The 24,853-nt window shown below is 66.4% G+C and carries 21 protein-coding genes; 10 read left to right on the top strand and 11 right to left on the bottom strand.

Annotated elements, in window-relative coordinates:
• Positions 1-56 precede the first annotated feature (56 nt).
• Together dnaK and dnaJ are read left to right on the top strand one after the other, a co-directional pair.
• On the top strand, positions 57-1,970 hold the full coding sequence (dnaK, locus tag P0086_RS16980) for a molecular chaperone DnaK (protein ID WP_112594613.1): 1,914 nt from the start codon (positions 57-59) through the stop codon (positions 1,968-1,970).
• Between the two features lie 245 nt (positions 1,971-2,215).
• Positions 2,216-3,349 carry a molecular chaperone DnaJ gene (gene dnaJ, locus P0086_RS16975; protein WP_275787659.1) on the top strand — a complete coding sequence of 378 codons (1,134 nt, stop codon included), beginning with the start codon at positions 2,216-2,218 and terminating at the stop codon, positions 3,347-3,349.
• 176 nt (positions 3,350-3,525) lie between these two features.
• On the opposite strand, the gene P0086_RS16970 is transcribed toward dnaJ, so the two are convergent.
• From P0086_RS16970 to P0086_RS16960, 3 genes are all read right to left on the bottom strand, one after another.
• The gene (locus P0086_RS16970) at positions 3,526-5,730 is read right to left on the bottom strand and encodes a methyl-accepting chemotaxis protein (RefSeq protein ID WP_275787656.1); all 2,205 of its coding nucleotides are present in this window, start codon (positions 5,728-5,730) and stop codon (positions 3,526-3,528) included.
• Positions 5,731-5,897: 167 nt separating this feature from the next.
• Positions 5,898-6,488, bottom strand: coding sequence for an AAA family ATPase (locus P0086_RS16965; protein WP_275787653.1), 591 nt, complete (start codon positions 6,486-6,488; stop codon positions 5,898-5,900).
• 84 nt (positions 6,489-6,572) lie between these two features.
• Positions 6,573-7,247 carry an HAD-IA family hydrolase gene (locus P0086_RS16960; protein WP_275787650.1) on the bottom strand — a complete coding sequence of 225 codons (675 nt, stop codon included), beginning with the start codon at positions 7,245-7,247 and terminating at the stop codon, positions 6,573-6,575.
• 259 nt (positions 7,248-7,506) lie between these two features.
• Here P0086_RS16960 and P0086_RS16955 point away from each other — a divergent pair, with 259 nt between their 5' ends.
• Complete coding sequence (locus tag P0086_RS16955; RefSeq protein ID WP_275787647.1) at positions 7,507-7,746, top strand: hypothetical protein; 240 nt, start codon at positions 7,507-7,509, stop codon at positions 7,744-7,746.
• 55 nt (positions 7,747-7,801) lie between these two features.
• Here the strand turns inward: P0086_RS16955 and P0086_RS16950 are convergent, their stop codons facing one another.
• From P0086_RS16950 to P0086_RS16935, 4 genes are read right to left on the bottom strand one after another with little or no spacing between them, the layout of a single operon-like run.
• Positions 7,802-9,403, bottom strand: a complete 1,602-nt coding sequence (locus P0086_RS16950; RefSeq protein ID WP_275787644.1) for an ABC transporter ATP-binding protein — start codon at positions 9,401-9,403, stop codon at positions 7,802-7,804.
• A gap of 1 nt (position 9,404) precedes the next feature.
• Positions 9,405-10,538 carry an ABC transporter permease subunit gene (locus P0086_RS16945; RefSeq protein ID WP_112594625.1) on the bottom strand — a complete coding sequence of 378 codons (1,134 nt, stop codon included), beginning with the start codon at positions 10,536-10,538 and terminating at the stop codon, positions 9,405-9,407.
• A complete protein-coding gene (gene oppB / locus P0086_RS16940) occupies positions 10,531-11,454 on the bottom strand; it encodes an oligopeptide ABC transporter permease OppB (protein ID WP_112594627.1) in 924 nt (307 codons plus the stop codon). The genes P0086_RS16945 and oppB overlap by 8 nt, the downstream gene beginning before the upstream one ends.
• Positions 11,455-11,511: 57 nt before the next feature.
• Positions 11,512-13,110, bottom strand: coding sequence for a peptide ABC transporter substrate-binding protein (locus P0086_RS16935; RefSeq protein WP_275787640.1), 1,599 nt, complete (start codon positions 13,108-13,110; stop codon positions 11,512-11,514).
• A gap of 501 nt (positions 13,111-13,611) precedes the next feature.
• Between P0086_RS16935 and P0086_RS16930 the strand changes: the two genes are divergently transcribed.
• Together P0086_RS16930 and P0086_RS16925 are read left to right on the top strand one after the other, a co-directional pair.
• On the top strand, positions 13,612-14,637 hold the full coding sequence (locus P0086_RS16930) for a histone deacetylase family protein (protein WP_275787637.1): 1,026 nt from the start codon (positions 13,612-13,614) through the stop codon (positions 14,635-14,637).
• Between the two features lie 137 nt (positions 14,638-14,774).
• Entirely contained in the window at positions 14,775-15,440 is a 666-nt protein-coding gene (locus P0086_RS16925) for an OmpA family protein (protein ID WP_112594633.1), read from the top strand.
• Positions 15,441-15,587: 147 nt separating this feature from the next.
• On the opposite strand, the gene xseA is transcribed toward P0086_RS16925, so the two are convergent.
• On the bottom strand, positions 15,588-17,204 hold the full coding sequence (gene xseA, locus P0086_RS16920) for an exodeoxyribonuclease VII large subunit (RefSeq protein ID WP_275787633.1): 1,617 nt from the start codon (positions 17,202-17,204) through the stop codon (positions 15,588-15,590).
• An 88-nt stretch (positions 17,205-17,292) separates the two neighbouring features.
• Positions 17,293-19,131: a hypothetical protein gene (locus P0086_RS16915; RefSeq protein ID WP_275787630.1), complete on the bottom strand. Its 1,839-nt coding sequence runs from the start codon at positions 19,129-19,131 to the stop codon at positions 17,293-17,295.
• Positions 19,132-19,265: 134 nt separating this feature from the next.
• Here P0086_RS16915 and P0086_RS16910 point away from each other — a divergent pair, with 134 nt between their 5' ends.
• Positions 19,266-20,267: a glycosyltransferase gene (locus P0086_RS16910; protein WP_112594639.1), complete on the top strand. Its 1,002-nt coding sequence runs from the start codon at positions 19,266-19,268 to the stop codon at positions 20,265-20,267.
• On the top strand, positions 20,264-20,653 hold the full coding sequence (locus tag P0086_RS16905; protein ID WP_275787627.1) for a GtrA family protein: 390 nt from the start codon (positions 20,264-20,266) through the stop codon (positions 20,651-20,653). The genes P0086_RS16910 and P0086_RS16905 overlap by 4 nt, the downstream gene beginning before the upstream one ends.
• Here the strand turns inward: P0086_RS16905 and P0086_RS16900 are convergent.
• On the bottom strand, positions 20,611-21,411 hold the full coding sequence (locus tag P0086_RS16900) for a helix-turn-helix transcriptional regulator (protein WP_275787624.1): 801 nt from the start codon (positions 21,409-21,411) through the stop codon (positions 20,611-20,613). The two genes, P0086_RS16905 and P0086_RS16900, sit on opposite strands and share 43 nt — an antisense overlap.
• Positions 21,412-21,537: 126 nt before the next feature.
• Here P0086_RS16900 and P0086_RS16895 point away from each other — a divergent pair, with 126 nt between their 5' ends.
• The gene (locus P0086_RS16895; RefSeq protein WP_275787622.1) at positions 21,538-21,945 is read left to right on the top strand and encodes a hypothetical protein; all 408 of its coding nucleotides are present in this window, start codon (positions 21,538-21,540) and stop codon (positions 21,943-21,945) included.
• A 69-nt stretch (positions 21,946-22,014) separates the two neighbouring features.
• Here the strand turns inward: P0086_RS16895 and P0086_RS16890 are convergent, their stop codons facing one another.
• Positions 22,015-23,001: a Gfo/Idh/MocA family oxidoreductase gene (locus P0086_RS16890; protein WP_112594642.1), complete on the bottom strand. Its 987-nt coding sequence runs from the start codon at positions 22,999-23,001 to the stop codon at positions 22,015-22,017.
• 163 nt (positions 23,002-23,164) lie between these two features.
• Here P0086_RS16890 and P0086_RS16885 point away from each other — a divergent pair, with 163 nt between their 5' ends.
• Both P0086_RS16885 and P0086_RS16880 read left to right on the top strand, forming a co-directional pair.
• Complete coding sequence (locus tag P0086_RS16885) at positions 23,165-24,115, top strand: aldo/keto reductase (RefSeq protein WP_275787618.1); 951 nt, start codon at positions 23,165-23,167, stop codon at positions 24,113-24,115.
• A 181-nt stretch (positions 24,116-24,296) separates the two neighbouring features.
• Positions 24,297-24,797, top strand: a complete 501-nt coding sequence (locus P0086_RS16880) for a ferritin-like domain-containing protein (RefSeq protein ID WP_275787615.1) — start codon at positions 24,297-24,299, stop codon at positions 24,795-24,797.
• Positions 24,798-24,853 lie beyond the last annotated feature (56 nt).

The following is a 24,853-nucleotide window of genomic DNA, read 5'->3' as shown; positions in this document are numbered from 1 at the left end:
ACTGCCAAACGAATGCCTGATTGGGTTCCGGCAGTTCGCTTCAAGGAGAGAATGACATGGCAAAAGTTATCGGTATCGACCTCGGAACAACGAATTCCTGCGTCGCCGTCATGGATGGCAAGGACGCGAAAGTGATTGAAAACGCCGAAGGCGCGCGCACGACGCCCTCCATGGTCGCCTTTACGGACGACGGAGAACGCCTCGTCGGTCAGCCGGCCAAGCGCCAGGCTGTCACGAACCCGGAAAACACCCTCTTTGCGATCAAGCGCCTCATCGGCCGCACCTTCGAGGACCCGACCACCCAGAAGGACAAGGGCATGGTGCCCTACAAGATCGTCAAGGCCTCCAACGGCGACGCCTGGGTCGAGGCGCACGGCGAGACCTATTCGCCCTCCCAGATCTCCGCGATGATCCTTCAGAAGATGAAGGAGACCGCCGAATCCTACCTCGGTGAAAAGGTCACGCAGGCCGTCATCACCGTTCCGGCCTACTTCAACGACGCCCAGCGCCAGGCCACCAAGGACGCCGGCAAGATCGCAGGCCTCGACGTGCTGCGCATCATCAACGAGCCGACGGCTGCAGCCCTCGCCTACGGCCTGGACAAGAAGGATGGCAAGACGATCGCCGTCTACGACCTTGGCGGCGGTACGTTCGATATCTCGGTCCTGGAGATCGGCGACGGCGTCTTCGAGGTGAAGTCCACCAACGGCGACACCTTCCTCGGCGGTGAAGACTTCGACATGCGCCTCGTCGAGTATCTCTCGGCCGAGTTCAAGAAGGACCAGGGCATCGACCTGAAGAACGACAAGCTCGCCCTGCAGCGCCTCAAGGAAGCTGCGGAAAAGGCAAAGATCGAGCTGTCCTCCTCACAGCAGACCGAGATCAACCTGCCGTTCATCACGGCTGACGCGTCCGGCCCGAAGCACCTGACGATGAAGCTCTCGCGCGCCAAGTTCGAAAGCCTCGTCGACGACCTGATCCAGCGCACCGTCGCCCCGTGCAAGGCCGCGCTCAAGGATGCCGGCGTTTCCGCAGCCGAGATCGACGAAGTCGTTCTCGTCGGCGGCATGAGCCGCATGCCGAAGGTGCAGGAAGTCGTCAAGCAGCTGTTCGGCAAGGACCCGCACAAGGGCGTGAACCCGGATGAAGTGGTCGCCATGGGCGCCGCCATCCAGGCCGGCGTCCTGCAGGGCGACGTCAAGGACGTGCTGCTTCTCGACGTCACCCCGCTGTCGCTCGGCATCGAAACGCTCGGCGGCGTGTTCACCCGCCTGATCGAGCGCAACACGACGATCCCGACGAAGAAGAGCCAGACCTTCTCGACCGCCGAGGACAACCAGTCGGCCGTGACGATCCGCGTCTCCCAGGGCGAGCGCGAGATGGCTGCGGACAACAAGCTGCTCGGCCAGTTCGACCTCGTCGGCATTCCGCCGGCACCGCGCGGCGTGCCGCAGATCGAAGTCACCTTCGACATCGACGCCAACGGCATCGTGCAGGTCTCGGCCAAGGACAAGGGCACCGGCAAGGAGCACCAGATCCGCATCCAGGCATCGGGCGGCCTGTCGGACGCCGATATCGAGAAGATGGTCAAGGACGCCGAGGCCAATGCCGAGACCGACAAGAAGCGCCGCGAGGCCGTCGAGGCGAAGAACCAGGCCGAAAGCCTGATCCATTCGTCCGAGAAGTCGCTGACGGAATACGGCGACAAGGTCTCCGCCGATGACCGCAAGGCCATCGAGGATGCGATCGCCGCGCTGAAGACGGCCGTGGAGGCTTCCGAGCCCGACGCCGAGGACATCAAGGCGAAGACCAACACGCTGATGGAAGCCTCGATGAAGCTCGGCCAGGCGATCTACGAGGCCCAGCAGGCCGAGGCGGGCGCCTCGTCCTCCGACGCCGGCGACAACGTCGTCGATGCCGACTACGAGGAAGTCAAGGACGACGACGACCGGAAGCGTTCGGCTTCCTGATCATGACGATCGCTGGCCGCGCAAACGGCGCGGCCAGCCTGTCTTTTTCAGCAGGGGCGGAAGAAACCAAGGGGCGAGTTCCATGATGCATCCCGTTCGAGGCGGCGACGATGTCATGGCTTCACTTGCTCCCACGGCACCGCCTCCTTGCTTTTTGGCCGTGAAGCCGGATACATCAAGCTACGGCTGGCATTTCCACCTTCAACGAACAAGAACTCCGTTCACGAGACGGGCGCGGCACCAATATGGCTAAGAGTGACTTCTACGAGACGCTGGGCGTTTCCCGGACCGCCGACGAAAAGGAGCTGAAAAGCGCCTTTCGCAAGATGGCAATGAAATACCACCCCGACAAGAACCCCGGGGATGCGACGGCCGAGATCCGCTTCAAGGAAGTCAACGAAGCCTACGAGGTCCTGAAGGACCCGCAGAAGCGGGCCGCCTACGACCGCTACGGCCATGCGGCCTTCGAGCACGGCGGCATGGGTGGCGGCGGCATGGGCGGCGGCGGTTTCGGTGCCGGCGGCTTCTCCGACATCTTCGAGGACATCTTCGGCGAGATGATGGGCGGCGGTCGCCAGCGGCGCTCCTCCGGCGGCCGCGAACGCGGCGCCGACCTGCGCTACAACATGGAGATCTCGCTGGAAGAGGCCTTCACCGGCAAGACGGCGCAGATCCGCGTGCCGACCTCGATCACCTGCGACGTCTGCGCAGGCTCAGGCGCCAAGCCCGGCACCAAGCCGCAGACCTGCTCGACCTGCCAGGGTGCGGGGCGCGTACGTGCGGCACAGGGCTTCTTTTCGATCGAGCGGACCTGTCCGACATGCCAGGGCCGCGGGACGACCATTCCCGACCCCTGCACCAAGTGCCACGGCCACGGCCGCGTCACCGAGGAGCGTTCGCTGTCGGTCAACATTCCGCAAGGGATCGAGGACGGCACCCGCATCCGGCTCGCCGGCGAAGGCGAAGCCGGTGTGCGCGGCGGGCCGGCGGGCGATCTCTACATCTTCCTCTCGGTCAAACCGCACGAGATCTTCCAGCGCGACGGCGCGGACCTGCATTGCAGCGTGCCGATCTCCATGACGACGGCCGCACTCGGCGGCACCTTCGACGTCTCGACGCTGGACGGCACGAAGTCGCGCGTGACGGTGCCGGAAGGCACCCAGAACGGCCGGCAGTTCCGCCTGAAGGGCAAGGGCATGCCGGTGCTGCGCTCGAGCCAGGTCGGCGATCTCTACATCCAGATCATGATCGAGACGCCGCAAAAGCTGACCAAGCGCCAGCGCGAGCTGCTCAAGGAGTTCCAGGAAATCTCCTCGAAGGACAACAATCCGGAATCTACCGGCTTCTTTGCCCGGATGAAGGAATTCTTCGAGGGCTGAGCGCCCCGAACGCCCTCCGGCCCGCTGAACGCCCGTGCGCGCATCGAGGCGGGTTCCGGAGAACAGGGCCTCACTTGCAGTCAGAACCGAGGCACGCCCGCGATCGAACCCGCGGGCGGCCTTGGTCGTTTGTTCGCGCGCTTCCGGGTCGCCGCGGCCCGGACCCTTTCTGCCGGCTAGGCGCGCAGCCGCTCGGGCGCGCGGTAGTCCGAGGCGGCTTGCGCCTGATCGGACAACCGGAAGCCGGCGAGCAGCCGTTCCAGCGTGCCGCTCTCCTGCGCAAGCCCGGCCCCGGCCGCATTCATCTCCTCCACCATTGCGGCGTTCTGTTGCGTTGCCTGGTCCATGTGGTTCACGGCGGTATTGACCTGCGAAAGGCCGGCGGACTGCTCGTGGGCGGCCGTCGCGATCGCCTCCATATGCATGTTGACCTGCTGCACCAGCTGCACGATGTCCGCCAGCCCCTCGCCGGTGTCGGAGACGAGCCTTACGCCTTCGGCGACGGCGACCTCGGAATTGCCGATCAGCGTCTTGATCTCGCGCGCCGCGGCGGCGGAACGCTGGGCCAGCTCCCGCACCTCCTGGGCCACGACCGCAAAGCCCTTGCCGGCGTCGCCGGCGCGCGCCGCCTCGACGCCTGCGTTCAAGGCCAGGAGGTTCGTCTGGAAGGCGATCTCGTCGATGACGCTGATGATCTGGCTGATCTGGCCCGAGGCATGCTCGATCCGCTCCATCGCCGCAACAGCCTCGCGGACGACCTCGCCGGATCGTCCGGCCTGCGCATGCGCTTCCTGCGTCACGTCGCGCGCTTCCGTCGACCGGCGCGAGGTTGCCGCAACGTTGGCGGTGATCTGCTCCAGCGCCGCCGCGGTCTCCTCGAGCGAAGCTGCCTGCTGCTCCGTGCGGCGCGACAGATCGTCGGAAGCGGCGGACACCTCGGCAGCGCCGCTGTTGACCGTCAGGACCGATCGACCGACGCTGAGAAGCGTGCGGCGCAGCTGGCCGACCGAGCTGTTGAAGTCCTGGCGAAGGGCCTCGAACTGCGGCGCGAACGGCTCGTCGATCTCGCAGAGCAGGTCGCCTTCGGCCAGTTTGCGGAGGCCGGCGGCCAGCGTCCCGGTGGCCCTGTTCAGGCGCTCCTCCGCTTCCGCCTCGGCCCGGCGCTGCGTCTCGATGCGCTCCTGCTCGGCCCTTTCCCGGGACGCGGCCGCTTCCGCCTCGAGCGCGCCGTTGCGGATGGCCGCTTCGCGGAAGACGTCGACCGCACGCGCCATGTCGCCGATCTCGTCCTTGCGACCCGCGCCCGTATCGCGCGCCTCGAGATCGCCGCCGGCCAGCGCCCGCATCGCCGCAACCATCCTGTTGAGCGGCCGAACGATCGTCGCGGCCATGAAGCCCGACAGGCCGATCATGACGATGCCGCCGCCGACGCACAGGACCAGGATCGTGACCAGGCCTGCAAGCGCTCCGGCAGCATCGGACTGCGCCATTTGCGACAGATGCGCGAGGCTCCTGGCTTCGACCTGCCGCATGGCGTCGATGCGCTGCGTGGTCGCGGCAAACCACTTCAGGCTGTCGAGGCCGGTGAGGTCGGCCGCCGCCCCGCCTGCAACGATCGTACGGCGAACGGCCTCGATCTCGCCGAGAGCGGCAACGTCGAGGCCGGCGGCGTAGCTGCCGCGCAGGTCCTGGTCCTGGAGGGACAGGAAATCGTCGAGCAGGGCGCTCTGCGCACCCGCCATCTGGGCGAAGGCGACGAGACGATCGGCATCGGGCCGCCCGGCCTTGATGAAGCCGGTTCCGGTGGCGCGCTCCTGTCCTGCGATCTCCTTCGCCTGCATCAGCTGGGTATAGGCGACGACCTCGGCTGAGATCGCCGACCCCAGCCCCCGCATCGACAGGTCGTTCGACAATGTGGCCAAAGAGCCGATGATGCCGGTGTAGGCCTCGAAGGATTGCTGGCCGGACAGGGCGGCGCCGTCGATCGCCTGCCGCGTCGTTTCCAGCAGCCTCACCGTGTCGCCGAGCCCCTTCGCCTTCTCCTGAAGACGCGCATCCTCGAGCGTTCCGACGCCCCTCTGGAACGCCGGCAGCTTTCGCAGTGCGGCGTCGCTTTCCTTGCGCGCCGCGCTCAGCTCGGATGCGCCGCGCTTTCCGGCAGAGCCGACGAACTCGGCGCTGCGCGCTCTCTCGATCTGGATCGCGTGCACCATCTCGCCGATGATCGCCATGTTGTCGCTGACGGTCACCACCACTTCCATACGCCTGTAGGAAGCCCACATGTCGGAAACCTGGAGCGACGCGAGATAGCCCATCGCCAGGAGAGGAAGAAGGACGGCAAGCCAAAGCCGCCGATTGATGGAGATGTCGGTGATACGCATGAGAGCCTCTAGTTTCCGGGCCTCATGCCGTTTCAACGACGCGATCATGCGTCACGCCATGCTTTTCAGGCAGGCATTAACATATCGTCATTGCGTTTTGTCATGGCTCACGGGGTTTTCGGGCGTTCGAGGCCTGGTCTGCACGGCAGAAACGGCACGGTGCGACATCAGACCGCGGCAGCGGTTTCCAGGCAGGCAAGCACAAAATCGACCCGTTCCCCGACCGAAGCCCTCGGCAGTTCGACCGGCCGGTAGCCGAACCTGGCAAACGTCTTCAGCGACGCATGGTACTGCGCGACGGCCTCTTCGTAGGAATGCCTTCGCTCGTTGTCGCCGGCATAGATCGCTCGCCAGGGCGGGGTGAGAAAGACGGTCGCATTGTAGCGCAGCAGCTGCGCCGCCCGTTCGAGATGGGCGGGGACTTCGCGGCCGAGGTAGTCGAAGAACGCGACGGCATCGACGATGCCGCGATCGAAGAACACCGGTCCCGTGCTGCCGGCGGCCGTCTCCATCTGCTCGACGGCGCAGAACACGCACAGCTCGGCGAAGAGGGCCTGGTCGCGCCAGGGCAGCCCAGGGCCGTCAATCAGCATCTGCGCCTTGACGACCTGTCGCCCGGGTTCCTCGAAGGCGAGATGACCTTGCTCCTGCAAGGCGGCGAGCAGCGTCGACTTTCCGCCGCCCGAACAGCCTGACAGGAGAAAAAAGCGGGCGGCATCGTGCGCGAAGTCCTCAGTGCCACGACCGTCATCCCCCATCACTTATCGCCTCAGGTTAGTCGACCATTGCGGCCGCAACTCTTGCGGCCGTTTCTGACGAACACCGGCCGCTCCGGCGCAGGTTCAGTTTTTCGACGGTGCCAGGGCCAATGCGCCCTGCACAGACTGCAGATGCAGGTCCTGATAGCTTGCGATCGTCAGATGGGGCGTGTCCATCCTGTGTCGATGCGTTGCCGTAACGACCACGACACCGGCGCCGGCCCGTTCGCCGGCCTGGACCCCGGCCTCGACGTCCTCGAACACGAGGCAGCGGGCGGGATCGACGCCGAGCCGCGATGCCGCCAGGAGATAGCCTTCCGGCGACGGCTTGCCGGTCTTGACGTCTTCCGCCGTCACGATGGTCTGCGGAACGGCAATGCCGGCGGCGGCCAGCCTGCGTCTTGCGAGCGCCACGGGCGCGGAGGTCACGATCGCCCAGCGATCCTTCGGCAGCGCGGAGAGGAACGCGATCGCGCCATCGATCGCCACCACACCCTCGACATCCTCGATCTCGCCCCGCTCGACCTCCAGCGCTTCGGCGCGCGGATCGATGCCCGGCAGGCCGAGCGCGGTAATCGTGTCGATGCCGCGCTTGCCGTGCATGGTCGGCAGGAAGGCCTCCACGTCGAGACCGTGCTTGCGCGCCCACCTGCTCCACACCCGTTCGGTCGAGGCGATGGAATTGAGAAGCGTGCCGTCCATATCGAACAGGAAGGCGTCGAAGGTCTTGCCAAAGATCGGAAAGGTCTGTGCGTCCACGTCTGGTCCATTCATCTTGGGGGAACAGGTGCGCCGACAGGGCGCGCGGACCCTGGGATACAGTGCCAGCGCCGAAGAGGCAACGCCGGCGCGTTCACGATCGGGAAAGCCTGTGCTTTGGTGTACAGTCCATTCATCCGCAGGATACTGGCGTCCGGGCGCAAGGGGGCCTATCTTTTATCAAGATATCGGCGCCGGGCCGCGGAAAGCAGGAATGCGGAGGTGCCAGACGGCCGGCTGCCGGCCAGGGGGTGTCACGATGCACTTGCGAACCATTTTCGTCCTCGCCGCCGCCCTGGCGATGGCCGGCACCGCACTGGCCGCCCCGCCCGAACCGGAAGAGGATGCATCCTACCAGCTCCCGGTGGTGGTCCACGGCAAGACCAGCATGCGGCAGGCGATGCGATCCGGCTCGACGTTCAGCTTCAAGATGTTCCAGCAGGAGGGCCGTGCGACGCGCCAGCCCTACTCCTACCCGGAGCCGGACAGCAACAGGTGAAGCCGTGCCGCCATCCGGCGCGTTCCGGTGAGAGCTGACCCCGTCGTCAAGCCTGTCAGATGTGGAAGGCCGCGCCGATCAGGGCCTTCGTATATGCATCGGCCGGCGCCTCGAAGATCAGATCGGTCTCTCCCTCCTCGACGATCCGGCCGTCCTTCATCACCACGACATAGTCCGACATGGCCCTGACGACGGACAGGTCGTGGCTGATGAAGATGTAGGACAGGCTGTGGCTCTGCTGCAGCGTGCGCAGAAGGTCGATCACCTGGCCCTGGACGGAGCGGTCGAGCGCCGAGGTCGGCTCGTCGAGGATGACCACCTTCGGCTTGAGGATCATCGCCCGGGCAATCGCGATGCGCTGGCGCTGGCCGCCGGAGAATTCGTGCGGATATCGATTGCGGGCATCGGGATCGAGCCCGACCTCCTTCAGGGCGGCAATCGCGCGCCGGTCGCGCTCGGCCTTGCCGAGATCCGGCTCGTGTACCAGCAGACCCTCGGTGATCACCTCGCCGACCGTCTGCCGGGGCGAAAGCGAGCCGTAGGGATCCTGGAAGACAAGCTGCATCGCCTTGCGCAGGGGACGCATGCGCGCACGGTCGTAGCCCGAGATGTCGGTCGTGCCGAAGCGGTAGTAGCCGGCGCCGGGGATGAGGCGCAGGAGCGCGCGACCGAGCGTCGACTTGCCGGATCCGGATTCACCGACGATGCCGATCGTCTGCCCCTCCCTGAGCCGCACCGTCACGCGGTCGACGGCGCGGAACATCGCCTTGCCGCCGGAGAACAGGCCGCCGCCGATCCGGTAGTCGACGACGACGTCGCGGCCCTCCAGGATGATCGGTGCGGTGTCGGCGGGGGCCGCCTTGCGCCCGTGCGGCTCGGCGGCGAGCAGCATCTTCGTGTAGTCGGACGTCGGCCGCTCGAAGATGTCGGCCGTCGTGCCCTGCTCCACCACCTGGCCACGCCGCATCACCGCGACGCGCTCGGCGAAATGGCGGACGATGCCGAGGTCATGGGTGATCAGCACGATCGCCATGCCGAAGCGTTCCTGCAGGGAGCGCAGGAGCTTGAGGATCTGCGCCTGGATGGTGACGTCCAGGGCCGTCGTCGGCTCGTCGGCAATCAAGATGTCGGGATCGTTGGCGAGCGCCATCGCGATCATCACGCGCTGGCGCTGGCCGCCGGAAAGCTCATGCGGATAGCTGTCGATGCGCCGCCCGGGCTCGGGGATGCCGACGAGCTCCAGGAGTTCCAGCACGCGCTTGCGCGCATCCTTGCAGGTGCCGCCGCGATGGTGGACGATCGGCTCGGCGATCTGCCGCCCGATCGGGTAGAGCGGGTCGAGCGAGGTCATCGGCTCCTGGAAGATCATCGTGACCTTGGCGCCGCGCACCTTGTTCAGCTCGGCCGGCGGCAGGCCGATCAGCTCCCTGCCGCGATAGCTGGCCGAGCCGGTGACGGCGCCGTTGCGGGCGAGCAGCCCCATGATGCCCATCATGGTCTGGCTCTTGCCGGAACCGGATTCGCCGACGACGGCGAGCGTCTCGCCGGCGCGGACGTCGAGGTCTATGCCCTTGACCGCGTTCACGGTGCCGTCCGGGGTCGTGAAGTCCACCTTCAGGTCGCGGATGGCGAGGATGGTTTCGTTCTTGTCTGCCATCTCAACGGTCCTTCGGATCGAACGCATCGCGCAGGCCGTCGCCGACGAAATTCAGCGAGAAGAGGGTGGCGACGAAGAATATCGAGGGGAAGATCAGGAGCCAGGGCGCGGACTGGATGTTGTTGGCGCCCTCGGAGATCAGCGCGCCCCAGCTCGTCAGCGGCGCCTGGACGCCGAGGCCGAGGAAGGACAGGAAGCTCTCCAGCAGGATCACCTTCGGCACGACGACGGTGACGAAGACGATGACCGGGCCGATCGTGTTCGGAATGATGTGGCGGCGGATGATCTGCCAGTCGGTCAGCCCCAGCGCCTGGGCGGCGCCGACGAACTCCCGCCGCTTCAGGGCCAGCGTCTGTCCGCGGACGATGCGCGCCATGTCGAGCCACTCGACCGCGCCGATGACCAGGAAGATCAGGACGAAGCTGCGGCCGAAGAAGACGACGAGCACGACGACGAGGAAGACGAAGGGCAGCGAATAGAGGATTTCGACGAAGCGCATCATGACGTTGTCGACGCGCCCGCCGATATAGCCCGAGGTCGCGCCGTAGACGACGCCGATGCCGAGCGAGACGAGACTTGCGAGCAAGCCGACGGCGATCGAGATCTGCCCGCCCAGCATGACGCGCGCCAGAAGGTCTCGCCCGTTGGGATCGGTGCCGAACGGGAAATATTCGCGGTTCACCTGACCGGTGAGCTTGAGGACGCGGCCGTCGTTCTCCGTCGCCGCCACCGTGGTTTCCCTGAACTCGTTAGCGCGATCGAAATAGCGGGTCGCACGCGGGTCGATCGGTTCGTCGGCGCTGATCGTGGCGGTGAAGGTCTGCCCGTCGACGGCAAATGCGTCGAGATTGACGCGGGCGCGGGCGGCAACCCCCTCCATCACCTCCTGCAGCGTCGAGGTGTCCGGCCGTGGCTGCAGGCTCGGCGGGACCGTCACGTAGGACGAGAACACCTGGTCGTAGGTGTGCGGGACAAAGAGCGGCCCGACGAAGGAGAAGAGCGCGATCAGCAGAAGCATGACGCAGCCGGCCATCGCCGCCTTGTTGCGGCGGAAGCGGATCAGCGCCAGCTGGAACAGGCTGCGGCTCGCCGTCTTCGGCGCCTCGTGCATCGGGGTTGCGGCAAGGTCAGTCATGGCGGACCCTCGGATCGAGAAGGCCGTAGAGGATGTCGACCAAGAGGTTGAAGACGATGACGAAGATGGCGATCAGGATCACCGTCCCCATCACCAGCGTGTAGTCGCGGTTGATGGCGCCGAGCACGAAGTAGCGACCGACGCCGGGGATGGTGAAGATCGTCTCGACCACGGCGGAGCCCGTCAGCAGTGCCGCGGCACAGGGCGCGAGATAGGAGACCACCGGCAGCATGGCGCCGCGCATGGCATGGGTGACGACGACGACCCGCGACGGCAGGCCGTAGGCGCGCGCGGTGCGGATGTGGTCGGCGTGCAGCGCCTCGATCATCGAGCCGCGCGTGAGGCGGGCAAAGACGGCGAGCTGCGGCAGGGCGAGCGCGATCATCGGCAGGATCAGGAAGCGCAGCGAACCGTCGCCCCAGCCGCCGGCGGGCAGCCAGGACAGGGCGATGGCGAAGATCAAGGTCAGGACCGGGCCGACGACGAAGTTCGGCACCGTGGTGCCGACGGTCGCAAGCGACATGATGGAGAAATCGAGGGCGCTGTTCTGGCGCAGGGCGGCCACCGTTCCCATGGTGACGCCGCCGATCAGCGCGAGCAGCAGCGCGTAGAAGCCGAGCTCCATCGAATAGGGCAGGCCCTTGCCGATCAGTTCGGCGACGGTGTTGTCCTTGTAGATGTAGCTGGGGCCGAAATCGCCGGTGACCGCATTGGTGATGTAGGTCACGTACTGGCGCCAGAGCGGCTGGTCGAGCTGGTAGGTGCGGACCAGGTTCTCCATCGTGGCCGGAGGCAGCGGGCGTTCGAGATTGAAGGGGCCGCCCGGGGCAAACCGCATCAGGAAAAAGGAAATCGTGACGACGATGAACAGCGTCGGCACGGCGCTCGCAAGGCGGCGCAAGACAAAGGCGATCATGCCCGTTCTCCCGCGAGGCGGCGCGCGCAGACCCGCGCGCCGCCTCGTATGGCAATGTTACTCGGAAACGCTGAGGAAGCGGCTCAGGTGCTGGTTGGCGGCATTGTCGTGCCAGCCCTGCACGCGGCCGGAAACGAGCCAGAGATCCGCCTGGGTGAGGAACGGCGCGATCGGCTGGTCCTTCATCAGCATGGCTTCGGCCTCGTGCATCAGCTTCGAACGGGCCGCGGGATCGGTTTCCTCGTAGGACCTCTTCATCAGGTCGTCGAACGCCGGGTTCTCGTAGTGACCGTAGTTGAAGGTCTTGTTCGAGCTGAGGCTCAGCGCCAGGAAGTTCTCGGCGTCGGCATAGTCGGCCACCCAGCCGGCCCGGGCGACGTTGAACTTGCCGCCCTCCTGCAGGTAGGCGTAGTGCGAGGAGACGTCGAGGTTCACCAGCGAGACGTTGGCGCCGAAGGTGTTCTTCCACATGTCGGCAACCGCCGTCGCCACGCGCTCGTGGTTCGGGTTGGTGTTGTAGCGGATCTCGATGTTCAGCGGCTTGCCGCCTTCGCCATAGCCCGCTTCCTTCATCAGGGCGACCGCCTTGTCCTCACGATCGAGCTGCGACATCGTGCCGAAATCGGCCTTGGACGGCTCGCCATAGGTCTCGATGCCGGGGGGCACCATCGAATAGGCCGGGATCTGCGAACCCGAATAGATCTCCTTGGCGAGGAAGTCGCGGTCGACGGCCATGGACAGCGCCTGGCGGACGCGGACGTCGCTATAGGGCTCCTGGCGGGTGTCGAAGGCGTAGTAGTAGGTCGCGAGCGTCGGCGAGACGTGGACCTGGTCGCCGTAGGCACCGCGCAGCCGGTCGATCTGGTCGGCGGAGAAGTTGTAGACGAGGTCCATTTCCTTCGCCTCGAAACGGCGGACCGAGGCGGCCTGGTCGTCGATCGGGTAGAAGATCACCTTGTCCAGCTTGACGTTGGCGGCATCCCAGTAGCTGGCGTTCTTCTCGACGACGAGATTGTCGTTCGGCACGTGGCTGACGAGCTTGAAGGCGCCGTTGGAAACCATGGTGCCCGGCTTGACGAAATCGGCGCCGTTCTTCTCGACGCTGGCCTTCGAAACCGGCAGCGCCGTCTGGTGCGCCAGCAGCTCCAGGAAGAAGGGCGTCGGGCGCTCCAGCGTCACTTCCAGCGTCTTTTCGTCGATCGCCTTCACGCCGAGCTCGGCGGGCGGAACCTCGCCCTTGTTGACCTTTTCGGCATTCTTGATCGGGTAGAGGATGTTGGCGTAGCCGGCTGCGGTCTTCGGATCCTCGACGCGCTGGTAGGAGAAGACGAAGTCCTCAGCCGTGAGCGGCGATCCGTCGGACCACTTGGCGTCGGCGCGCAGCTTGAACGTGTAGGTCAGGCCGTCGTCGGACAGGTCCCAGGTCTCGGCGGCGCCGGGCACGATCTTGCCGCTGGCGTCATAGACCGTCAGGCCTTCGTAGAGATCCTTGAGGATGAATTCCTCGATGTTGATCGAGGTGTGCGCCTGATCGAGCGTCTGCGGTTCGCCGGCATTGCCGCGATGCAGGACGGCTTCAGCCAGCGCCGGGCTGCTCGCGAGCAAGGTTGCCCCGAGCAGGAGGGCTGCGCGCAGGTTGAGAATTCGAGGTGTCATTTTAAGTTACCTTCCCCGTGTTGTTTTTGCTTTGAAGGCCGAAGTGAATGCCAGAAAGACCGGAAACGCAAGGATTTTTGCGCGGAGGCCCGCCAAATCGGTCGAAGGCGCGCAGAAGGGTGAACGCCATGATTGTAGGCCTGATCGTTCCCCGGCGCCGTGTTCCAAAGCAGATCATCGCGATCGCGGGCGGGCACGCGGACGGCCCGCGACGGCCGCCGCGCAATTTTTCGAATGCTGGACTGCCGCTTACGTAATATGTGGAATTGCGAAAGCCGGTCGCCTTCATCTTTCGTTTGCGGGCGGCAGCGGACTGTCCGGCGCACACGTTCCCCAAACGGGTCGATCGGAATTTTCGAACCTCGACGCCTTTCTATCTGTGGTAGCAGGCGCCTCTGTGGATGGCAGGGCACCATCGCGGCCGGAAACCCGCCTCCCGGCCGCCTTGCCTTGCGGTCGGCTTCGAGGCTAACCTCGCGCCGACCGAACCGGGAGCTCCACATGCGCGTCGTTTTCTCAGAGGATCACAAGCTCAGAAATGCCAAGACCGAACTGCACGGCGGGGAGCTCGTACCGCCATTCGAGGCACCGTTCCGGGCGGAATGGATCCTTGCGGCGGTGAAGGAGGCAGGGTTCACCGACGTGGTGGCACCGGCAAGGCACGGGCTGGAGACGGCGCTGAAAGTGCACGACGCCGGCTACCTGAAATTCCTCGAGACCGCATGGGACCGCTGGCAGGCCGCCGGATACCGGGGCGAGGCGATCGCCACCTCCTTTCCCGTGCGCCGGACCTCGCCGCGCATCCCGACCGACATCGACGGACAGATCGGCTACTACTGCAACGCCGCCGAGACCGCGATTTCGCCCGGCACCTGGGAGGCCGCGCTCTCCTCGATGGCGTCGGCCCTCGACGGCGCGGATGTGATCGCCGCGGGCCACAGGGCCGCCTTCTCGCTCTGCCGGCCGCCGGGCCACCACGCCGGCATCGACATGTTCGGAGGCTACTGCTTCATCAACAACGCCGCCGTCGCCGCCCAGCGCCTGCTCGACGCCGGCGCCGGCAAGGTGGCGATCCTCGACGTCGACTTCCATCACGGCAACGGCACGCAGGACATCTTCTACGAACGCGGCGACGTGTTCTTCGCCTCGCTGCACGGCGACCCGGCCGAAGCCTTTCCGCATTTCCTCGGCTACGAGGAGGAAACCGGCAAGGGTGCCGGGGCGGGGGCGACGCGGAACTACCCGATGGGCCGGGGCACGCCCTATTCGGTCTGGCGGGTCGCGCTGGAAGACGCGCTGAAGCAGATCGCGGTTTTCGGCGCGGAGGCGATCGTCGTCTCCCTCGGCGTCGACACGTTCGAAAAGGACCCGATCTCCTTCTTCAAGCTGACCTCCCCGGACTATATCGACATGGGCCACAAGATCGCTTCGAACGGCGTGCCGGTCCTCGTCGTGATGGAAGGCGGCTACGGCGTGCCGGAGATCGGCCTGAACGTGGCAAACGTGCTGAAGGGCATCGCCGGCTGAGGGCCATGGTGGCCGGCCGGCCACACGGCGGGGCCGTCGTGTGCCGCGAAGCTGGGGACGACGGCGGCGGTTCCATCTTGCCGCCGCAATCGCTAGTTTGAAGCAGAATCAGGATAAACGCTCGGAATCACCTCTCCATGTACAAGAAGATCGCAATCGTCTCCCTTTCCGCCATCTACCTCTCCGCCTGCACCACCACCGATCCCTACACGGGGGAACAGAAGGTCTCCAACACCGCCGGCGGCGCGCTGATCGGTGCGGGCCTCGGTGCGGCGACCGGCCTTCTCGTCGGCAACAACCCGGTACAGCGGCGCAACGCCGCGCTGATCGGCGCGGGCGTCGGCGCGCTCGCCGGCGGCGCCATCGGCAACTACATGGACAACCAGGAGGCCGAACTGCGGGCGCAGTTGCAGGGCACCGGCGTCTCGGTCACCCGCGCCGGCGACCGCATCATCCTGAACATGCCTTCCAACATCACGTTCGCCACCGACCAGGACCAGATCGTGCCGGCCTTCTATCCGACGCTCGATTCGGTCGCGATCGTGCTGCGCAAGTTCAACAAGTCGCTGATCGACGTCGACGGCCACACCGATTCCACCGGCACCGCCGCCCACAACCAGGCGCTCTCGGAACGCCGCGCCTATTCGGTCGCCAACTATCTGGGCTCCCGCGGCGTCGACCAGCGGCGTATCTCGGCCATGGGCTACGGGCAGGACCGCCCGATCGCCTCCAATGCGACCGAGGCCGGCCGCGCCCAGAACCGCCGCGTGGAAATCTCGATCTCGCCGCTGCGCCAGGGCTGATCGCCGCCGATCGCCACAAGCGCATGATCTTCGGACGCGCACCCCGCCGGGGTGCGCGTTTCTCGTTGGACTGCAGGCAAAGCGGCACGGCCAGCGGCCACTGCCGGATCGTCGCCGGAATATCAGACCAGCGACGCGCGTGGTCGTCTAGAACAGCGAGCCCTGCTTCGGCGGATCGGCCGCGGCGTCGGCGGGCCTTGCGATCTTTCGCTTCTGCGGTGCCGGCGGGGTGGTGGGCGGCGTTTCGCCGCCCTGCGAGGGCTTGCCGGCCACCGCTTCGATGGTGCCGTCGGAGAACTCGAGGCTGATGGCCGCTCCCTCCGAGAGGTCCGCGGCCTGCTTGACGGCATGTCCGGCTTCATCGCGGACCAGCGCGAAGCCGCGCTTCAACACGTTCCTGTAGGACAGCGATTGCAGGATCCGGCCCTGCCCCGAAAGCAGTGCCTTGCGGCGGGCAAGGTCCGCCGAAAGTGCCGTGTCGGCGCGAAGGGCGAGCCCCGCGAGCCGGTCGCGCGAGCGGCCTGCTCTTGCCAGGATGCGCGACGGGGCCGTGCGCAATGCCGCATCCAGCGCAGCAACCCGGCTGCGGCCCTGGTCCAGCCGCCGCTCGACGAGCCGATCCGCCCGGCGGAGGGCATCGCTCAGCTTCTGGCGGCGCTCGACCATCCGGCCGGACAGAAGCTCCGGCCGCACATGCGCCGCGACCCGCTCGAAGGCGCGGCGCTTGTTGACCGTGTTCATCCGCAGCCCGCGGCCGAGGCCGGCGGCCGCCTCGTCGAAACGCCGCCGCGGCAGCGCCAGCAGCTGATCCAGCGACGGCAGCGCCCGGGCCAGCGCGCGCACGGCCTGCCGGCGCCCGTCCATCTGGCGGCTTGCGGCGTTGCGCAGGCGCGCGGCCAGCGCCGATACCGCCGCCTCCAGGTCGGCCTTGACCGGAACGGCCATTTCAGCCGCGCCGGTGGGCGTCGGGGCGCGACGGTCGGCGGCATGGTCGATCAGCGTCCAGTCGGTCTCGTGGCCGACGGCCGAGATCAGCGGGATCGCCGAGGCGGCGGCGGCCCGCACGACGATCTCGTCGTTGAAACTCCAGAGATCCTCCAGGCTGCCGCCGCCACGCGCAACGATCAGAACGTCGGGGCGCGCGATCGCCCCGCCCGGCTGCAACGCGTTGAACCCCCTGATCGCGGCGGCGACCTCCTCGCCCGAGCCCTCGCCCTGGACCTTCACCGGCCAGACGAGCACATGAACCGGGAAGCGGTCGGCAATGCGGTGCAGGATATCGCGGATGACGGCGCCGGTCGGCGAGGTGACCACGCCGATCACATGCGGCATGAACGGCAACGGCCGCTTGCGCGCCTGCTCGAACAGGCCCTCGGCCGCAAGCTTGCGCCGTCGTTCCTCCAGAAGCGCCATCAGCGCGCCGGCGCCGGCGGGCTCCAGCGTCTCGATGACGATCTGGTACTTGGAGGAGCCCGGGAAGGTGGTGACCTTGCCGGTGGCGATCACCTCCATGCCTTCCTCGGGACGGAAGCGAAGCCGGGAGAAGCTGCCCTTCCAGATCACCGCGTCGATGCGGGCACGATCATCCTTGAGGCTGAAATAGGCGTGGCCGGAAGAGTGGGGGCCGCGATAGCCCGATATCTCGCCGCGCACCCGCACCTGATCGAAGGCCTGCTCGACCGTGCGCTTGATGGAGCCGGAAAGCTCCGACACGGAGTACTCGGCGAGGTTGGTGGGCGAATCGTTTTCCGGAAACATGCTCATGGCCCATTCTGACCGGCTCCGCGCCGCCTGGCCAGAGGGAGCCCTCGTCCCGTCCCGGCAAAGGGGAAGGCGCCCGCTTGCGCCGGACCTATTGCGCGGCCCGCACGCGGTAGATCCGCAATCGCGACGCTCCATTGTCGACCGGCTCCAGATAGTCCGGGACGTTGCCGGAGGTCAGCTCCGCGTAGAGCCCGCCCGGCTCTGCCCTGACCAGGCTGCGCACGCCGGGATCCGACGGGCAGAAGGCCAGGAGCGTCACCCCGGCGCCGCGCAGAAAGGCTTCGGCCTGATGGGGTTCGGACAGGCCGATATGCATTTCGGTCAGCATGCCGCCCTGGTTGCGGTGGTAGGGCGCGGACAGCACCCGGTGACCGGTGAACCGGAGGATGTCGGTGCCGAGGTCCGTCGCCGCGGCGACGACGCCGGTCGGCTCGGCTGCGAGGGCGAGAAGGGACGCGCGGCTGTCGCAGGCCGCTGCGTCGTCCTCGCTGACGGTCTCGGCCGCCGGCTTCTCCGTCGTCGTCACCTTCGATACCAGAAAGCCTGCGAGCGCCCAGGCAGGCGGTACGCTCGCCAGGGTGAACGCCGCAAAGCCGAGGCCAAGCCGCCAGTTCTTCGTGTCCGCATTGGCGCGCCGGCGAAGGTCGACGATCGCCGCGGCAAGCGGCGGCATGGCGAGCAGGTTGGTAAAGACGTAGCCGCGCACTTGAATCAGCGAGATCGCGAACGAGACGGCAAGGAGGGGCAAGAGCGCAAGATAGGCGTCCGCCTGCTGCCGCCGCCTTGCCCGATACAGGCAGACGGCCATGGCAATGAGCCCCGGCATGTAGAAGCCGCCGATCGGGACCGGATTGCCGCGCCACTGGCTGAACACCGACTGTGCCTCGACGACCCCGGAAAGCCAGAAGGTGTTCAACATGGGATCGAGATCGGCCAGCGGGCTGCGCAGGCATTGCGGCGCGATGACGAGGACCGCCAGCGACAGGACGGCGCCGGTCCCGGCCAGCGCGAGGAGGCGCATCCTGACGCTCCATCCGCTCGCCACCGCCGCCACAAGGAAGAGCGCCGAGCCGCCAAAGGTCGCAAGCGCGTAGAAGCCGTAGGACAGGCTGTCGCAGGTCACCTGGCCATAGTGCGAGGGCGGCACCGTGGCGAAGAAGGCGAAGCTGGTCGTTGCCGCAAACGCCAGGCCGAAAGCGGTCGCCGCCCGCCGGAACGCCATGCCGTGGCAGGCCCAGCGAAAGGCGGTGACGATGCAGATCACGCCGATCAGGGGCGTGGTCTCGGCGCCGATCGCAATCGCCAGCCCGCACAGGATGCCGGCGAGCGCATAGCTTCGGCCGCGATGCCGCGCATCGAGCAGCATCGCGGTAAGCAGCGCCACGATCGCAAGCTGGACGTTGTGGTGATCAATCGCGCCGGGCCGGAAGCGGCCGACGGCAATGACATAGATCGCCGCCAGAACCAGGGCGGCGTGCATGGCGGACCGCCCGCCGAGCCTAAACGCAGCCAGGCCGATGCCGAGCAGGAACGGAGCGATCAGCATGAGCGGCCAGGCCGCCAATGCGGCCGCCTCCGCACGCTCCTTCGGCAGGAACAGGCCGAAGAAATCGATGAGATTGGCGATCGGCAGGTCGACGAAGCGCGACCAGTGCATGGGCGTGCCGCCGGCGAGCCCCAGCCGGTACTGCATCATGTCGAACCAGCCCTGGCCGGCGAGCAGATCGCGCACCTCGACGAGGCGCATCGCGTCGTCGTTGTCGCGCCCGACATAGTCGTTGCCGAAGATCAGCCAGACGGAGAGGATGTAGAGGATCGTGCCTGCCACATAGAGGGCAACCGGTCGGAGCGGCAGCCTTTCGGTGTCCTTCGGACCAGGCACGCATGCGGCCGGGACATCCTGCAAGTCCGCCGTGCCGTCCGTCATCCCTCTTCCCCGTGCCGCTGCATTTTCCCGCAGCGAAACCTAGCCTTAACCTTCTCAAGAAATAGTAAAGCGGGGGGAGACGCCGGTGCCTGCGGCCCCGCCGGTATTGCGTTGACGGCACAACGGAACAGACCATGTCGGATTCGTCGCAGTTGCCGCTCGATGTGGCAGTCCTGCTGCCGTGCTACAACGAGGCCCAGACGATCGGTGCGGTCGTGTCGGGCTTCAGGGAAGCCCTCCCCGGCGCGCGCATCTACGTCTACGACAACAACTCGACCGACGGCACGGCGCTCCGCGCCCTTCTTGCCGGCGCCACCGTGGCGCGCGAACGGCGCCAGGGCAAGGGCAACGTGGTGCGGCGGATGTTCTCCGACATCGACGCCGACGTCTACATCATGGCGGACGGCGACGGGACCTATGCGCCGCAGGATGCCCGGCAGCTGATCGACACGCTGATCTCCGAACGGGCCGACATGGTCGTGGGAACGCGGCGCGGCGTGCGCGCCGATGCCGGCCGGCAGGGCCATGCCTTCGGCAACCGGATCTTCAACCGCCTCTATCGGACACTGTTCGGCACGGACTTCACCGACATCTTCTCCGGCTACCGGGCCTTTTCGCGGCGCTTTGCCAAGAGCTTCCCGGCTATGTCCGCCGGATTCGAGATCGAGACGGAAATGTCCGTCCATGCGAGCCGACTGAGGGCGCCGATCCACGAAATCGAACTCGACTACGGCCGCCGGCCCGAGGGATCGCATTCGAAGCTCTCGACCTTCCGCGACGGTGGCAAGATCCTGTGGATGTTCGCCATGCTGATGAAAGAGACGCGGCCCTTCACCTTCTTCGGCGCTTTCAGCGGCCTGTTCATGCTGGCGAGCTTCGTCTTCATGGCGCCGGTGCTCGTCGAGTATTTCGAGACCGGCCTCGTGCAACGGCTGCCGACCTGGGTCCTGTCGATGGCGCTGATGATGATTTCCTTCCTCGTCTTCTCCGCCGGCCTCATCCTCGATTCGCTCGCCCGTGCGCGAAACGAGCAGCTGCGCATGCATTACATGACGCTGCCCAAGCTTCCCGCGGGCCTGACCGCACCGCTTGCAACACCTCTTGCTGAAGGCGCCGCATCGGTGGATGCGGCATGAGGCGGATCGTCTGGTTTGCCGTTGCCGGCGGAACCGGATTTCTCGTGGATGCGGGCCTGCTTGCGCTGCTGTTGGCTGCGACGCCGCTCGGTCCGCTGACCGCGCGCGTCGTTTCCATCGTTACGGCGATGGCTGCGACGTGGGTGCTCAACCGTCAGCTGACGTTTGGCCGAAGCGGACGGTCGCTCGTATCCGAAGGCGCCCGTTACGGTGGCGTGGGCCTGACGTCGGCCGCCCTCAATTACCTGCTTTATACCGGAACTCTGCTTGCAGTGCCGTCGACACCACCGGTCCTGGCCGTGGCTGCCGCTTCGGCAATCGCGATGCTCTGGTCGTGGTTCGGTTATTCCCGCATCGTCTTCGGCTCGCCCGCCTCCCCGAAATAGGCACGGGTGGCCTCGTTGCCGGGGAAGAACGTTTCGATCAGGACACCCTGCACCAGCGCGTCCTGCGCCGAGCCGAACGAGGTGAGCGTGGTGATGAAGCTCAGGCGCTCGATGCCGTGCCGGATCTCTATCGGCAGCACGGGCAGGCGTTCCGTCTCCGGATAGGTTTCGAGCGCGGCGCGCACTGCCGGATCTGCCGACAGCCGCTCGATCCTTTGCGCCAGCGCGCTGCGCGGGCCCTGCAGCCACGCGTCGGTGCGGATGCGGTGGACGAGATCGGCGGCTGTTCGCGGCCAGTTCACGACCAGCGCCCGGAACGGGGATGGCCCGAGATAGGCATCGAGGAAATTGTCACCGATCTGAAGCGTCATGCCTGCCATTGCCGCCAGACCGCGGAAGGCGGCATTGGCGTCAAGCACGTTGTAATCGTGATCGAAGACGACGCCCGGATAGGGATCGTGACGCTCCAGGATAAGCCTGATCGCCTCGATCACCGGCGCCGGCAGGGCTTCCAGACGACGTGCGGGATGGGTCTCGTGGCGCGGCCGGAAACCGGCGGCGGAAAAGAGGGCGCCCTGGTCGCGGGCGGGGATCGCCAGCACATCCGCCAGACGCAGGATCATGCCCTCGGACGGCCGTGAGCGGCCGGTCTCGAGAAAGGACAGATGGCGCGCGGAAATACCGGCCTCCACGGCGAGGTCCAGCTGACTCATGCGCCGATGGCCGCGCCATTCCTTGAGATGCTCGCCGAACTCCATAACCTCTCCCCTCCGTTCCGCGCCATCAAAGAGGATCCGCGGGAGCAAATCCATTACCTCAGAGGTAATTGGTTTTGGTTCCGGCACCATCGAGGATCGCCCCATCCGCAACGAAAGGAGCATCTCATGCTTGCCAGCATCAATCGCAATCTCCTGAAGTCCGTCATGCTCGCCGACGGCGCCTTCTCGCTCGCGGCCGGAGCGGGGCTCCTCGCCCTGTCCGGTCAGATCGCCACCCTTGCCGGCCCCGCCGTTCCGCCCGGTATCGTCATCGCCGTCGGTGTCTTCCTGCTCGGCTGGGGCCTGTTTCACCTGGTGTCGGCGCAACCGGCGCACCCGGCTGAAAGCGCCGTTCGCTTCGCCATCGCCGGCGACGCCGCGTGGATCATCGGCAGTGCAGCCATCCTTCTTGCCGGCCGCGATGGCCTGTCGGCAGCCGCGATCGGCGTCATCACGGTCGCCGCTGTCGCCGTCTTCGGTATTCTTTTGCTGAAGATGGCCGGGCTGCACCGCCAGCGGGCAGCGATGGCGTGAGATGCAGGTGAAGGCCTTCCGCCGTGATCGTCGGAAGGCCTTTCGTCTGTCCCGACAAACGGCCGGGCGTCAGACCGTTTCCCAGCCGTCCTTCTCGCTGGCGCGATAGATCGCGTCGATCAGCTTCTGGCTGTTCATCGAGCTCTCGAGCGTCACCACTTCCTCGGGCTCGCCTTGCGCCGCACGCGCGAAGGCCTCGGCCTCCAGCTTGTACTGTCGCGAGTCCTGGAAACGGAACAGCTGCGATTGCGAGTGGTTCTGGTTGGTCAGTTCGATTTCCTCGGCGCCGTAGCGGTCGGCGTTGAAGGGCGACTTGACCTCGATGAAACCCTTGTCGCCGTGGAAGACCATCACCTGGCGGGCGGCGAGCTGGGTCGAGATGTAGAAACTCAGGTCGAAGTCGCCGAAGTCGGCGCGGACGGTGGAATAGATGTCGGTGCCGAAGTCGGGATCGCGCTCGGTCGCCGCCTGGACGCGGATCGGCTCCTTGCCGGTGGCAAAGCGCGTGGTCATGGTCGGATAGACGCCGATGTCCGGCAGGCCGCCGCCGCCGAGCGCGGGAATGTTGCGCATGTTGCCGGGGTCGCGGTTGAAATAGGTGAAGGCGCCCTGGACATGGCGAAGCCTGCCGACGGCACCCTCCTTCAAGAGTTCGCGGACCTTCCGCCACACCGGGGCATAGGTGACCATGTAGGCCTCGGAGATCAGCACCTTGTTGCGGTCGCGCGCGGCGATCAGGGTCTCGATCTCGGACGCGCGCAGCGCGATCGGCTTTTCGCAGAGCACATGCTTGCCGGCGTCGGCCGCCTTGATCGTCCATTCGACGTGCTGCGAGGTCGGCAGCGGGATGTAGACGGCGTCGATCAGATCGGAGGCGAGCATCTCCTCGTAGGAGCCGAAGGCGTGCGGCACCGAGAAGCGGTCGGCCATGGCGCGGGCCTTGGCGAGATCGCGGCTGGCAATTGCGGTGACGACGCAGTTCTCCGCGTCCTGGATCGCGGGCACGACCAATTCACGGCCGATCTTGGCCGTAGACAGAATACCGAAACGCAACATGGCGGCTCCTCCTTGAATCGGCCGCAGACTATGCCTGAGGTACGTGCCTAGCAAGGGTGACCTGCAGCGAAATTCCTTTGCCGCTGGTTCAAAAGTCCGCCGCCTGCCCTATGCTTGCAGGCGCCACCCGCCTGCCTCGCCACCTGACAATGGAGAATGCACCATGCAGAAACGCAACCTCGGGCGAACCGGCCTGGACATCGCGCCGCTCGTGTTCGGCGGAAACGTGTTCGGCTGGACCGCCGACGAGAAGACCTCGTTCACCCTGCTCGACGCCTTCACGGATGCCGGCTTCAACGCCATCGACACGGCCGACGTCTATTCGTCCTGGGTGCCGGGCAACAGGGGCGGCGAGTCCGAGACCATCATCGGCAACTGGCTGAAGCAGTCCGGTCGACCGCGCGACAGCGTCGTCCTGATCACCAAGGTCGGCTCGGACATGGGCCAGGGCCACCGCGACCTGTCGCGCAAGTGGATCATGGAGGCGGTCGAGGCTTCGCTGAGGCGGCTGCAGACGGACCACATCGATCTTTATCTTTCGCATTGGCCAGACGACCGCACCCCGTACGAGGAAACGCTCGCGGCCCATGCCGCGCTCGTTTCGGCCGGCAAGGTCCGCGCCTTCGGCGCCTCCAATCTCAATGCCGCGCAGTTGCAGGCATCCTTCGAAGCCGCCGACCGGGCCGGCCTGCCGCGTTACGGCGCGCTGCAGCCCGAATACAATCTCTACGATCGGGCCGGATTCGAGGGCCCCCTTGCGGCGCTCTGCACGCGCGAGCATATCGGCGTCATCACCTATTTCAGTCTCGCCCGCGGCTTTCTCAGCGGAAAGTACCGCTCGATCGCCGACACGGAAGGCAAGGCGCGCGGCGGCGGTGTCGCCGGATATCTTGACGACAAGGGCCTGCCCATCCTCGCGACCCTCGACAGGATCAGCGCCGAGACCGGTGCGAAGCCTGCCGAGATCGCTCTCGCCTGGCTGATCGCCAAGCCCGCCGTCACCGCACCGATTGCCAGCGCAACCAATCTCGAGCAACTGAAGAGCCTGACCAGGTCGGCCGGTCTCGCGCTCTCGGCCGAACACATGGCGGCACTGGACGCCGCCGGCGCCTGACCGGCCGCCGCTCCGCAACGGCATGGTCCGGCCGACGCGCCTTCGGGCCGGTCCTGCCGTGCGGGTGGGCGATCTCGCATCAGGAAAACGTCCACACGACGGAACAACTGCGTTCGACCATCGTTGTCGGGGAGCCACCGCGACGTGGCATTCCCAGATTTTCCCCAGGAGGACGAGGCAGATGGCCAAGGAAAAGACATTGGACGACCTGTTCTACGACACGCTGAAGGACATCTACTACGCCGAGCGGCAGATCCTGAAGGCGCTGCCGAAGATGGCCCGCGGCGCCCAGTCGGCCGAGTTAAAGGCGGCTTTCGAGAAGCACAAGGAACAGACGCAGGGCCAGATCGAGCGCCTTCAGAAGGTGTTCGAGATCATCGGCAAGCGCGCCCAGGGCAAGACCTGCGAGGCGATCGAAGGCATTCTCGCCGAGGGCGAGGAGGTGATGGAGGAATTCAAGGGCACCGCGGCGCTCGACGCCGGCCTGATCTCCGCCGCGCAGGCGGTGGAGCACTACGAGATCTCCCGCTACGGCACGCTGAAGACCTGGGCGCAGACGCTCGGCCACAAGGAGGCCGTCAAGCTCCTCGATGCGACGCTGCAGGAGGAAGGCCAGACCGACGAGGACCTGACCAGGCTGGCCGTCGCGACCTCCAACAAGAGGGCCGCCAAGGCGGCCTGACGTTTCGCCGGACCCGATCGAGCGACCGGGGCCGGGCATGAAGAATGACGGGCGGG

It is taken from the genome of Mycoplana sp. MJR14 (assembly GCF_029210525.1).
Lineage (GTDB): Bacteria > Pseudomonadota > Alphaproteobacteria > Rhizobiales > Rhizobiaceae > Mycoplana.
The sequence above is the reverse complement of the archived record's forward strand: the minus strand, read 5'-3'. Positions and strand labels throughout refer to the sequence as shown.